The following is an 11,975-nucleotide window of genomic DNA, read 5'->3' on the forward strand; positions in this document are numbered from 1 at the left end:
CGCGGGAATGACGAGTGGAGGGATGTCGGGCAGTCGGATGTCGGACTGGCGAGTAAAAATGACACCGGGCAGGCGGATGACGCCGAGAATCCGATTCCTGCCGCGATACGACATCGCCTTACCCGAACTCGACGCGCGCTCAATCAAGCTCGATACGATTCAGAAAAACGAACGAAGAGCGATCTACCGAATCAACGCGCCCTGGCGATCACCTCGACATACGCCCGCACCGTCGCATCCAACCCCGCGTACAAAGCCTCGCTGATCAACGCGTGCCCGATCGACACCTCAAGCACCTGCGGCACACCGCGCAGAAACGCGCCGAGATTGGCCTGACTCAAATCGTGTCCGGCATTGACGCCCAGGCCCACCGCCTGCGCACGTCGCGCCGCGTCGGCGAACAACGCCAGCGCGTCGTCCGTCCGTCCCTCGGCGAAGGCTTCCGCATACGGCCCGGTGTACAGCTCGACCCGGTGCGCGCCGAGTTCGGCGGCGCGTTCGATGCCGTCGCGGTCGGCGTCGGCGAATACGCTGACGCGGCAGCCCAGGTCGCGCAGTTCGGCGATGCGCGGGAGCAGCCGTTCGGCGTCGCGTTCGAAATCGAAACCATGGTCCGACGTCAGCTGATCATCGCCGTCCGGCACCAAGGTGGCCTGCGCCGGCGAGGTGCGCCGGCACAGTTCGAACAGGCCCGGATAACCCGGCCGCGGCGGCGCGAACGGATTGCCTTCGATGTTGAACTCGACCCCGCGCGCGTGCGCGAATTCGGCCAGGGCGAACACATCGTAATCGCGGATATGCCGCGCGTCGGGACGCGGATGCACGGTGATGCCGTGCGCGCCGGCGTCCAGGCAAGTGCGCGCGGCGCGCAGCACATCGGGTTCGCCGCCGCCGCGCGAGTTGCGCAGCACCGCGATCTTGTTGACGTTGACACTCAGGGCGGTCATGACGAAAGCCTAACGCGCCGCGTCGCGGGCGGCGAGTGCGCAATGTGGCTGGGTGAGAGCGAGGACGGCCGCGGCGACCGCGCGGCGAGGATCAGCGCGGCGGCGGCTCGGACTGGCTGGCGGCGAGCTTGCGCGCTTCGGCCTGTTCGCGCAGACGGCGCAGCTCGACCGGATCGATGATCACCGAGACATCGCGGCTGGTGTTGTCCAGGCGCCGGGCCAACAGGCTCATCACGCCGGCGATCAGCAGGCCCAGCGCGGCCAGCAGGCTCACCGCCATCAGCGCGGGCGAGGTGGTCTTCAGCGCCACCACGAAGGCGGCGACGGCCAGCAGCAGGTAAACCCAAGGCATTGCGGCGTGCTCCCTGACGAATTCGACATCCCCGCGTCCGCTCCGGATCGCGGCCGGACGGCGGTGGACCGTGGGCCTCGGCAGGCCCGGGTCGAGTGTAGCGCGGCCCGGCGACGGCGACAGCTGGGGCGGTCCCTGGCTGCGACCGCCGGCACATGTGCGCGGGTTGAGCGGAATTGGCTGAACGCCCCGGATGCCCGAGGCCGCGCGATGGCAGCGGCCGCGAGCCGCGACCGTCCCAGCCGATGGCGCCGCGAACGAGAATTCGCGGGCGCGGCCGCCCTTCGCAAGCCGCCGATCAAAGCACCGGCGACACCAGCCGCGCCAGCGCCTCGGGCAGGCGGGTGCGCCACAGCGAGCGCTCGCGATCGATGCGCACGCGCGGCGCCCACGAGCATTCCTGTTCGATCAGCGCCGCCAGCTCGCCGGCCAGCGTCGCGTTGTAGAACATCACCGAGATCTCGAAGTTCAGACGGAAGCTGCGGTGATCGAAATTGGCCGTGCCGATGATCGCCATCTCGTCGTCGCACAGCAGCGCCTTGGTGTGCAGCATGCGCGGGCCGTATTCGTGGATCTTGACCCCGGCTTCCAGCAGCTCGTCGAAGTACGAACGCGCCGCGTAGGTGACCAGGCGGCTGTCGCTGAGCTTGGGCACCAGCAGGCGCACATCCAGGCCGCCGAGCGCGGCCGAGGTCAGCGCCATGCGCGCGGCCTCGCCCGGCACGAAGTACGGCGTGACCAGCCACACGCGCTGGCGCGCGGCGTGGATGGCGCCGACGTGCACGCGATGGATCGCTTCCCAGCCCGAATCCGGCCCGGAGCTGACCACCTGCGCGGCGATCGCGCCTTGCTGCGGCGCCGGATGAATCTGCCGGATCGGCGGCTGCCCGGTGGCGTAGCACCAGTCCTCGATGAAGACGAGTTCCAGCTCGCGCACCACGTCGCCTTCCAGACGCAGGTGCAGATCGCGATAAGCGTCCTTGCGCAAGCGCTCGTCTTCCTCGTCGGTGATGTTGATGCCGCCGGTGTAGCCGACCTTGCCGTCGATCACCACGATCTTGCGGTGCGTGCGCAGGTTCAACCATGGCCGGCGCCAGAACCAGCGCAGCTTCATCGGGTGGAACCACGCCACTTCCGCGCCGGCATCGAGCAGCGGCCGCAGGAACGCGCGCGAGGTCGAGCCCGAACCGACCGCGTCCAGCAGCATCAGCACCTTGACCCCGGCGCGGGCGCGCTCGATCAACGCATCGCGCAGCGCGGTGCCGGTGCGATCGGGCTGGTAGATGTAGTACTCCAGGTGGATGTACTCGCGGGCCAGGGCGATGTCGGCCAGCAGCGCCGCGTACTTGGCGCCGCCGTCGATCAGCAGGCGCGCCTGGGTGGCGGTGGTCGGCGGCAGGCCGGTGGTGGCCTGGCCGAGCCGGGCCAGCTCGATGGCTTCCGGCGACGGCGTCAGTCCCGGTGGCGGCGCCGGCAGCGCGGCGCGCGCGCGCACCCGGCGCAGGCGCTGGCGATGGATGCGCTGCGGGCCGAAGAAGTAATAGATGAAGAAGCCGATGTAGGGCAGCGCCGCCAGGCTCACCAGCCAGCTGATGGTCGCCACCGGCTCGCGCTTCTGCAGCACGATCCACAGACCCAGCCCGACCAGATAGACCGCCCAGCCCACGGTCAGGTACAGGCTGAGGTGGGGAATGCGGATCAGGTCCTGCCACAGCTGGGACAGCGCTTCGGGCACGGGAAACTCCAATGGGCGACCGCTGCGGCCGCAACCGGTGCGGGCTAAGGCTAGCCCGCCGGGGCATGCGCGCAAAGAGTGCGATCAGTCGGCATGGCGAGCATAAGCCGGTGCCGCTGCTTGCGTTTAGGATAGCCGCTGTCGCAGCGAGGACGGCCCGATGGCAACGGCATTGTTGGTGATCGACGTGCAGCGCGGCCTGTTCGACACCCGCCCGCCGCCGGCCGAGGCCGACGCGGTGATCGCGCGCATCAACGTACTGGCTGAGCGCGCCCGCGCCGCCGGCGTCGCGGTGATCTTCGTGCAGCACGAGTGCGAGGGCACGCCGTTGCAACACGGCGGCGAGCGCTGGGCGCTGGACCCGCGCCTGCAGGTCCGCGACAGCGACCGCTACGTGCGCAAGACCACGCCCGACTCGTTCCTGCGCACCGACCTGCAGGCGCAATTGCAGGCGCTGGGCGTGGATCGCCTGGTGATGGCCGGCTACGCCAGCGAATTCTGCATCGACACCAGCGTGCGCCGCGCCGCCGCGCTGGGCTATCCGGTGACCGTGGCGGCCGATGCGCACACCACCCACGACAAGCCGCACGCCGATGCCGCCTTCATCCGCGCCCACCACAACCTGACCCTGGCCGATGCCACCAGCTTTGGCCCGGTCATCCGCGCGCAAGCGGCCGCGGCGATCGATTTCGTCCACTGACCTCGCGCCGGTTCCTGTCCCACGCATCGCCGCCACGCCCGTCCCGACCGCCGCGGAACGGCGGCCTAATCCAAGGAAGTGATGACATGAAATACCGCCTGCTGTTCGCGCTCGCCCTGGCCGTCTTGCCCGCCCTGCCCGCGTTCGCGCAGAAAGCCAATCGCAACATCAGCGTGTCGGGTTCGGCCGAGATCAAGGTCGCGCCGGACGAAATCCTGCTCAACGTCGGAGTCGAATCGCGCCATCCCAAGCTCGACCAGGCCAAGCGGCTCAACGACGAAAGCGTCGCCGCCGCGCTGGCCTTCCTCAGGCGCAGCGGCGTGCCCGACAAGGACGTGCAGACCGACTTCATCAGCATCGAGCCCGATTACGAGCGCGACAACAGCAACCGCACCGCGCTGGAACGATCGACGCGGGTGCCGCTGCTGTACATCGTGCGCAAGAGCATCGGCATCAAGGTGACCCGCGTCGCCGACTTCGACGCGCTGCTGACGGGCCTGCTCGAAAACGGCGTGCAATACATCCATGGCATCGAGTTCCGCACCTCGCAGCTGCGCAAGCATCGCGACGCCGCGCGCGCCCTGGCGATCCGCGCGGCGAAGGAAAAAGCCGACGCCCTGACCTCCGAGCTGGGCGTGCGTCGCGGCCCGGCGCAATCGATTTCCGAATCGTATTCGGGCGGCTGGTGGCGCAGCGCCGCCGGCTGGGGCAACAGCGGCGGCCAGCAACTGATGCAGAACGTCATGCAGAACGGGGGCGGCAGCAGCGACGGCGGCGAGGACGGGGCGACCTCGGCGGTCGGCCAGATCAGCGTGAACGCGTCGGTGAATGTGACCTTCGAGATAGAGTGAGCCGCGGCGTTACCGGCCGCGCGCGGCGGCGGCGCCGCAATCGCCGCTGACTGGTTCAGGCGCGGGGCGCGATCGGACGCGCGCGTCGCGTCGGCTGCGACGGCGCGGGGGTAATCTGGGGCGCATGGATTCGGCGCACAAAACCCGGCTTTCGCTCGACCCCGCCGCGATCAAGGGCCGCGGCTCGGCGTCCTATGTCGCCGGCCGTTACGCGGTCACCACCGCGCAGGCGCAGGACGACGGCTGGGGCTCGGTGTACGAGGATGCCGACGCGCAGTCGCGGCCCGACACCGTGGTCACGGAGGAGCGCGCGCGCAGCATCATCAGCCGCAACGATTCGCCGGACATCGCCTTCGGCCAGTCGGTCAATCCGTATCGCGGCTGCGAGCACGGCTGCGTCTACTGCTTCGCCCGGCCCTCGCATGCGTATCTGGAGCTGTCGCCGGGCCTGGATTTCGAGACCCGGCTGTTCGCCAAGACCAACGCCGCCGAGCGGCTGCAGAACGAACTCGCGCGCCCAGGCTACCGTTGCGCGCCGATCGCGCTGGGCATCAACACCGATTCCTATCAGCCCATCGAGCGCCGCTACCGCATCACCCGCGGCGTCATCGAAGTGCTGGACGCCTGCTCGCACCCTTTCAGCCTCATCACCAAGAACGCCTCGGTGGTGCGCGATGTCGAAGTGCTGGCCTCGATGGCGCGGCGCGGGCTGGTGTCGGTGTATTTCTCGGTCACCACGCTCGACAATCATCTGTCGGCGAAGATGGAACCGCGCGCTTCGGCGCCGCATTCGCGGCTCAAGGCGATGCGCACGCTGGCCGATGCCGGCGTGCCGGTCGGGGTCATGGTCGCGCCGGTGATTCCGATGATCAACGACAGCGAAATGGAGCGCATCCTCGCCGCCGCCCATGAGGCCGGCGCGCGCTCGGCCGGTTACGTGACCCTGCGCCTGCCGCATGAACTCAAGCAGGTGTGGCGCGAGTGGCTGCAACTGCATTACCCCGATCGCGCCGCGCATGTGATGAGCCTGATCCAGCAGATGCAGGGCGGCAAGGATTACAACGCCGGTTTCGGCAAGCGCATGCGCGGCGAAGGGCCGTTCGCGAAGCTGATACAGCAGCGCTTCCACAAGGCCTGGCGCAAGCACGGCTACGGACGCTTGCCGCCGCTGGATACCGGCCGTTTCGTCGCGCCGCGCAAGCCTACGCCGCAGTTGGAACTGTTCTGAGCGCTGCGGCGCGGGCGCGAGGCGGTGCAACCGCTGCGATCGCGCGCAGCGTGAAAAACTGTGATCAGCGCTTGGCCAACAGGCCGCGCGAGCAATCGAGCGAAAGCCTTGAGGCCTGGAAATACAACTTCGCATCGGCTCCGTCCAGGCGCTTGTTCGCGACCTGCTCGCGGCCGAAGTGTTCGCTCAACACGCCGTGACGCTCGATTTCGCCGAGATAATCCTGCGCCTGGCGCGCGTATATGCGCGCCTGGGACAGATGCTCGCGATCGCTCTTGAGGGCCTTGCGTAAGGCGGTCAACGCATCCTCGCGGCGGCAGGTGGACATGGCGTACAGGGCCCGGTACATCAATGCTTCGTGGATCAAGGTGCGCGTCGGCAGCGGCAGCGACTGCTCGCCGTCTCTGGCCTGGACGAACCTGGCGAATTGCTCGTCGGCCTGGACTTGGCGGCCGTCGCGGTACATCACCGACGCCAGGGTGAAATCCACGTAGGAACGCGCCGCCGCGCGCGCCGGCAGGTACTGGTGAATATCGACTTGCACTTCGCGCAGGATGCGTTCGGCGCGCGGCAGTTCGTGCTCTGGCGCGCGCATGGCCAGGGCGATGCCCACCGTCATTTTTTCGTAGGGCATGGGGATATCGGTTTCGCTGCCGGTCTGGACCAAGTCCTCCAGCATGCCCAGGCCTTCGCGATAGTCTGGCGAATCCCAGCGGCTGTCCAAGCCGAAGGTGAGCTTGGTCGCGAGGTTGAATCGCACTCGCAAAGTTTGCTCGTGGGTCGGGCCGAACGCCTGCTCGCAAATCTTCACCGCCTCGCGCGCCTTGCCCACGCTGCTGTCGTAGCGCATGTGCATGTAGTCGTGCAGCGATTCCAGGCGCAGCACTTCGGCGTACTCGGGATGGCGCGCGCCATAGCTGGCCAGGACGATGGCCTTGCCGTGCCGCAAGGCGCCGATGCTGTCGCTGATGCGGCCGGCGTTGTATTGGGCGTCGGACTGCGCGATCCAGGCGCGGCCGGTATCGGGATGCCGCGCGCCCAGATGCGCTTGCCGGTCGGCGACCAGTTGTCCGGCCTCGGCGATCGCGCGCTCGGGCTGTTCGCTGTAACTGAGCATCCGCACCAGTTGGTAGCGCGCGTTGTCGGCCTGGGTCGTGCCCTGGCTCATCGCGATGGCCTGGGCGAGATCGTGTTCGGCGCCGGTGAAATCGAAGCGCCGTCCGCGCCATTCGCCGCGCTGGCTCAGCAGTTCGGCGATCAGTCCGGCATTGGGCGGAACCAGGGTGCGAGCCTGCGCCAGCGCGTCTTCCAGCGAACTCATCGCGCCGTCGTCGTCGGCCAGGCCCCATTGTGCGCGGCTGAGTTCGAGCTGCAGGCGCAGCCGATCCAGGCGCGTGGCCATGTCGATGCCGTCGTGGCCGCGACGCAGTGCGGTCTTGGCGATTTTTTCCGCCGGCGCGTAACGCGCTTGCAGATTCAACAGCGACACCGTGGTCGCGGTGACGGAAAGATTCTCCAGGCCGTGCCGGTCGAGCAGGCCGTTGGCTTCGCCGGACAAGCGCTCGGCCTGGGCGTAGCGGCCGATCAGGGCGTGGCTGCGCGCCAGCACCGACAGCCCACAGGCCAGGGTCAGCGCCTGATCGGATGAAGCCAGGCGACGCAGCCGCACCTCGGTGTCGATCAGCCGCGCGACCGAAGCGAACGGCGCGCGGTCCAGATGGCAGATGGCGTCGACGCCGAGGCGGGACTCGAACAAGGCCGCGACCTGGGCGTGAACCCGCGCCGAGCGTTCGAGGTCGTGGCGATGTTGCTTGACGGAATAGACGGCGAAGGCGGCGGCGGCCAGCAGCGCCAACGTGGTGAGCGCCAGCCAGAGGCGGACGCGGGTCTTCGCGCGCGGCCGGTCCGCGCGGGCGACAGCGTCGCCGGCAAGTGGGGAGGTGGTGGCCATCGGTCGGTGGTCTCTCGACATATGCAGCACTGACGGAGCGGCCGATCTGCGCTTGGACTACGCCTCGAAGGCATCTTTACGGTGCCTTCGAGGTGAGAACTTGCGCCTGATCGGTGGGGGTCAGTGGTTGAATCGAGGTAAGGCCGCGAGGGCGGACATGCGCCGGATGCGTGCGGGTTCGCTCAAAAATGCTGGACGGGTGGGGCGGCCGCCTCCCGGGCCGCCGCCGTCTCGTACCGGCCGCCTCAGCAGGCCGGCTCGTCGGCCAGTTCGATGCGATCGTCGCGGACCGGCTCGGCCAGAACCGCCGGCTCGTGCGCCGATGCGCCGCCGAGCAGGGCGAACACCACCCAGGCGATCGCCGCGGTCAGCCCGGCCAAGCCGTACATCAACCACGCGAACGCGGCGTCGTAGCTGTGCGCCAGCGCGGCGGCGTCGAGCTGCGGCAGCAAGGCCTGCGCGCGCGCCGCGTCGCCGGTGGCCAGCCGTTGCGCGGCCTGCGCCAGCGCGGCGCCGTCGGCACCGATCGCCGACGACAGACGCAGTTGCAGCAGCCCGGCCAGGGCCGCGGCGGTGATCGCCAGGGCGATGCCTTCGCCGGAGACGCGGCTGGCGCCGAACACGCCCGCGGCCATGCCGGCGCGTTCCTTGGGCACCACGCTGATCGCCAGACCGTCCATCAGGCCCCACGGCACCGCCGAGCCGGCGCCGATCAGCAGCATCGGCGCGATCAGGCCATGCACCGAACCGGCCGCGGCTTCCACGCCCAGCCACACCAGTCCCGCCGCGGCCAGCAACAACGCCGCCGCGCACAAGGTGCCGGCGGCGATGCGGTGACTGAGCACCGCGGCCAGCAACGGCACCACCAGCATCGGCGCCGACAACGCGATCATCATCAGGCCGGCGTCGAGCGCGCTCAGGCCGTGGATGCCGATCAACCGCACCGGCAGCACGATGATCAGCGCCAGATAGCAAAACCCGGTGCCGATCGGCAGCAACTGCGCGCCGACGAAACGCGGGTACTTGAGCAGGCTCAGGTCCAGCATCGGCCGCGCGGCGCGGGTTTCCACCCGCACGAACAAGGCCAGGAACGCCGCCGAGCCGATCAATGCGGCGATCACCCAGCCGTCGCTCCAGCCGCGCTCGGGCGCTTCCAGCACGCCGATGGTCAGCAGCGCCAGCATCGCGGTGGAGCTCAGGCTGCCGCGCCAGTCCAGGCCGGCGGCGTCGGGATCGCGCGACTCGCGCATGCGCGGCACGCCGAACACCGTGGCCAGCAGCGCGATCGCCAGACTCGACAGGAACACCGAGCGCCAGCCCTGGGTCTGCACCAGCCAGCCGGCCAGGCTCGGCCCGAACGCCAGCCCCAGTCCGAACGCGGTGCCGAGCAGGCTGAAGGCGCGGATCCGCGCCGGCCCGTGGAATTCCTGCGACAAGGCGGCGTTGCCGCCGGCCAGGGCGAGCGCGGCGGCGATGCCCTGGGCGATGCGCAGGCCGTTGAGCACGGCCAGGCTCGGCGCCAGCGCCAGCAGCAGCGAGACGATCGCGTAGGCGACGATGCCGATCGAGAACACGCGCTTGCGGCCGTAGGTGTCGGCCAGGGTGCCGGCCGCCATCAGGCAACTGCCGAAGGCGAGCATGAAGGCGTTGGTCATCCAGTTCAGCGCCACCGGGCTGCCGCCCAGTTCGGCGGCGATGGCCGGGATCGCCACCGGCGGGGCGGTGAAGCTCAGCGGCAGCACCAGCCCGGCCAGGCACACGGCGCCGAGGATCAGGAAGCGGTCGTAACGGCCGGGCACGGGGCCGGCGGCGGAAGCCCGCGAGGGCAGGGGGGAGGGCATCGGGATCGCCGTGGGGACGGGCGGTCCAGCTTAGATGGGCCGCAATCGGGGAAAAATACCGATCCGGTTCATGCTTTATGGAGCGATACGACATAATCGGGGCCGCAATCTAGGCGCCCCGCCGCTGGAGACCCCGCATGGACAAGCTCGGCAGCCTGCTCGCCTTCGTCCGCACCGCGCAGTCGCGCAGCTTCGTCGCCGCCGGCCGCCAGATCGGCATTTCGTCCTCGGCGGTCGGCAAGAGCGTGGCCAAGCTGGAGCAGCAGCTCGGCGTGCGCCTGCTCCAGCGCAACACCCGCAACGTGCGCCTGACCGAGGAAGGCCGGCAGTTCTACGAGCGCTGCAAACCGCTGCTGGACGAACTGGAAGAAGCCGAGGCGATGCTGACCCACTCCATGCAGGCGCCGCGCGGGCGCCTGCGGGTCAGCCTGCCGACCAACGGCTACAAGTTCCTGGTGCCGGTGCTCGGCGAGTTCCGCCGGCGCTATCCCGAGGTCGAGCTGGACCTGGATTTCAACGACCAGATGGTCGATGTGATCGAAGGCGGTTTCGACGCGGTGATCCGCAGCGGCGACATGCCCGACTCGCGCCTGCGCGCGCGCCGGCTGGGGCCGTTCTGTTTCATGTTGTGCGCCTCGCCCGACTATCTGGCGCGGCGCGGCGAACCGCGCGCGCCGGCCGACCTGGAAGCGCACGAGTGCATCCATTTCCGCTTCGCCAACAGCGGCAAGCTGCAGGAATGGTCGCTGCGGCTGGAGCCCGGCGAGAACCCGCCGCATCTGCCGGCGGCGCTGGTGTGCAACAACAGCGAAGCGGCGGTGCAGGCCGCGGTGCACGGCCTGGGCATCGTGTATTCGGTGGATTTCCTGGTGCGCGATCATTTGGCTTCGGACCGGCTGCGGCGCGTGTTGCCGGGGTTCGAGACCCAGCGCGGGCAGTTCTGGGCGTTGTGGCCGGCGCACAAGCACGTCTCGCCGAAGCTGCGCGTGTTTCTGGATTTCGTCGATGAGCATTTGTTCGTGCACAAGCCGCTGGCTTGAGCGCGATGCGTCGTCGTCAGTGCGGAATCAGCGCGCGCGCTTCCTCTCGCGGCCTTCGCTGAAACCGCGCCGGTACGAAGTCGGGTTGGTGCCGACCGAACGCGAGAAGCGATCGCGGAAGGTCGTCGCCGATGCGAAGCCGACCTGCAGCGCGATCTGCTCCACGGACAAGTCGGTGGTTTCCAGGAATTGCTGCGCGCGGCGGATGCGGGTGATCAGCAGCCACTGCAGCGGCGTGGTCCCGGTCTGCTCGCGGAAACGGCGGTTGAGCGTGCGCGTGCTGACCGACGCATGGCGGGCGAGTTCGTCGACCAGCAGGGGCCGGTCCAGATGTTCCTCCATCCAGCACAGCAGCGGCGCCAGCGAGGCGTCGGACTGCGGCGGCGCATGCTGCAGCAGCGGCGAATGATCGGCGCCGCGTTCCATCGGCACCACCGCCCAGCGCGCGGCGGCCGCGGCGGCGGCGGCGCCGCAGTCGCGGCGGATCAGGTGCAGGCACAGGTCGATGCCGGCGGCCGAACCGGCCGAGCTGAGTATCTGGCCTTCATCGACGAACAACACGTCCGGATCGACCTGGATGTTCGGGTAACGCTCGGCCAGTTCGACCGTGGTGGACCAATGCGTGGTGGCGCGGCGGCCGCCGAGCAGGCCGGCCTGGGCCAGCACGAACACGCCGGTGCAGATCGAGGCGATGCGCGCGCCGCGCGCGCTGGCGGCGCGCAGCGCGTCCAGGATCGCGGCGGGAAACGGCGCGCGCCACGGCGACATGCCCGGCACGATCACGGTGTCGGCGCGTTCGAGTTCGGCCAGGCCCCACGGCACCACCAGTTCCATCGAGCCTGTGCGCACGCGCTCGCGTTCGGCGCAGATGCGCACCTCGTAGGCGGTCTCGCCGTCGGCCAGCCGCACCCACGGAAACACCAGCCCGGGAATGGACAGCTCGAAAGGCAGAACGTCGTCCATCGCGACGACAGCGATCTGATGCATGGGGACCGGCTGTGCTGGGGGTTGGACAAAGTGTAGCCAGCGGCCTCGCCGCCCGCGCGCACGGATACGGGCGTGTCGGCGATGGCCGGAACCCGGCGAGATCTGGCGGCTTCGCCGCATCGGCGCGCGCCGCGCCGCATCGGCCGGGATACGGATGCGCGGCCTGAACGGCGATGGCGCGCCACTCACTGATGCGGATCGCTTCGTCGCTACCGCCGTCGTTGCGAGGGCAGGGCGGACACGACCCGTGCATCGATAAGGCCGGATAAAGAACGGCCCCCGCCGCGCGAACGCAACGGGGGCCGCAAAGACCGCAAACACTTGCCAAGTCGAGCCCGGGTAC

Annotated in this window: 10 protein-coding genes; 4 read left to right on the top strand and 6 right to left on the bottom strand. The window is 69.3% G+C overall.

What is annotated here, in order from left to right:
- Positions 1-191: 191 nt before the first annotated feature.
- The 3 genes from J7J50_RS03420 to cls form a co-directional block, all read right to left on the bottom strand.
- Positions 192-947, bottom strand: coding sequence for a pyridoxine 5'-phosphate synthase (locus J7J50_RS03420; protein WP_215055113.1), 756 nt, complete (start codon positions 945-947; stop codon positions 192-194).
- A 91-nt stretch (positions 948-1,038) separates the two neighbouring features.
- Positions 1,039-1,299 (bottom strand): hypothetical protein, encoded by a 261-nt coding sequence (locus tag J7J50_RS03425; protein ID WP_215055110.1) that lies wholly within the window; start codon positions 1,297-1,299, stop codon positions 1,039-1,041.
- Between the two features lie 298 nt (positions 1,300-1,597).
- A complete protein-coding gene (gene cls, locus J7J50_RS03430) occupies positions 1,598-3,013 on the bottom strand; it encodes a cardiolipin synthase (protein WP_251044464.1) in 1,416 nt (471 codons plus the stop codon).
- 181 nt (positions 3,014-3,194) lie between these two features.
- Here cls and J7J50_RS03435 point away from each other — a divergent pair, with 181 nt between their 5' ends.
- From J7J50_RS03435 to J7J50_RS03445, 3 genes are all read left to right on the top strand, one after another.
- On the top strand, positions 3,195-3,734 hold the full coding sequence (locus J7J50_RS03435; RefSeq protein WP_215055104.1) for a cysteine hydrolase family protein: 540 nt from the start codon (positions 3,195-3,197) through the stop codon (positions 3,732-3,734).
- A gap of 86 nt (positions 3,735-3,820) precedes the next feature.
- Positions 3,821-4,585 (top strand): SIMPL domain-containing protein, encoded by a 765-nt coding sequence (locus J7J50_RS03440; protein WP_215055101.1) that lies wholly within the window; start codon positions 3,821-3,823, stop codon positions 4,583-4,585.
- 124 nt (positions 4,586-4,709) lie between these two features.
- Positions 4,710-5,813, top strand: coding sequence for a PA0069 family radical SAM protein (locus tag J7J50_RS03445; protein WP_215055098.1), 1,104 nt, complete (start codon positions 4,710-4,712; stop codon positions 5,811-5,813).
- 64 nt (positions 5,814-5,877) lie between these two features.
- Here J7J50_RS03445 and J7J50_RS03450 read toward each other — a convergent pair whose 3' ends face one another.
- Both J7J50_RS03450 and J7J50_RS03455 read right to left on the bottom strand, forming a co-directional pair.
- The gene (locus tag J7J50_RS03450; RefSeq protein ID WP_215055096.1) at positions 5,878-7,764 is read right to left on the bottom strand and encodes a hypothetical protein; all 1,887 of its coding nucleotides are present in this window, start codon (positions 7,762-7,764) and stop codon (positions 5,878-5,880) included.
- Positions 7,765-8,009: 245 nt separating this feature from the next.
- Positions 8,010-9,605, bottom strand: a complete 1,596-nt coding sequence (locus tag J7J50_RS03455) for an MFS transporter (protein WP_215055094.1) — start codon at positions 9,603-9,605, stop codon at positions 8,010-8,012.
- A gap of 137 nt (positions 9,606-9,742) precedes the next feature.
- On the opposite strand from J7J50_RS03455, the gene J7J50_RS03460 reads away from it, so the two are divergent.
- Entirely contained in the window at positions 9,743-10,645 is a 903-nt protein-coding gene (locus J7J50_RS03460) for a LysR family transcriptional regulator (protein WP_215055092.1), read from the top strand.
- 27 nt (positions 10,646-10,672) lie between these two features.
- On the opposite strand, the gene J7J50_RS03465 is transcribed toward J7J50_RS03460, so the two are convergent.
- Positions 10,673-11,632, bottom strand: a complete 960-nt coding sequence (locus J7J50_RS03465) for a helix-turn-helix domain-containing protein (protein WP_215055091.1) — start codon at positions 11,630-11,632, stop codon at positions 10,673-10,675.
- Between the last annotated feature and the right edge of the window lie 343 nt (positions 11,633-11,975).

Source organism: Lysobacter sp. ISL-50, from assembly GCF_018612875.1.
Classification (GTDB): Bacteria; Pseudomonadota; Gammaproteobacteria; order Xanthomonadales; family Xanthomonadaceae; genus Lysobacter.

Excerpts from the sequence above, each read along its gene's own strand:
- J7J50_RS03420 (WP_215055113.1), bottom strand. The coding sequence starts at position 947 with ATGACCGCCCTGAGTGTCAACGTCAACAAGATCGCGGTGCTGCGCAAC.
- J7J50_RS03465 (WP_215055091.1), bottom strand. The coding sequence starts at position 11,632 with ATGCATCAGATCGCTGTCGTCGCGATGGACGACGTTCTGCCTTTCGAG.
- J7J50_RS03435 (WP_215055104.1), top strand. The coding sequence starts at position 3,195 with ATGGCAACGGCATTGTTGGTGATCGACGTGCAGCGCGGCCTGTTCGAC.
- J7J50_RS03455 (WP_215055094.1), bottom strand. The coding sequence starts at position 9,605 with ATGCCCTCCCCCCTGCCCTCGCGGGCTTCCGCCGCCGGCCCCGTGCCC.
- J7J50_RS03425 (WP_215055110.1), bottom strand. The coding sequence starts at position 1,299 with ATGCCTTGGGTTTACCTGCTGCTGGCCGTCGCCGCCTTCGTGGTGGCG.
- J7J50_RS03440 (WP_215055101.1), top strand. The coding sequence starts at position 3,821 with ATGAAATACCGCCTGCTGTTCGCGCTCGCCCTGGCCGTCTTGCCCGCC.
- J7J50_RS03450 (WP_215055096.1), bottom strand. The coding sequence starts at position 7,764 with ATGGCCACCACCTCCCCACTTGCCGGCGACGCTGTCGCCCGCGCGGAC.
- J7J50_RS03460 (WP_215055092.1), top strand. The coding sequence starts at position 9,743 with ATGGACAAGCTCGGCAGCCTGCTCGCCTTCGTCCGCACCGCGCAGTCG.
- J7J50_RS03445 (WP_215055098.1), top strand. The coding sequence starts at position 4,710 with ATGGATTCGGCGCACAAAACCCGGCTTTCGCTCGACCCCGCCGCGATC.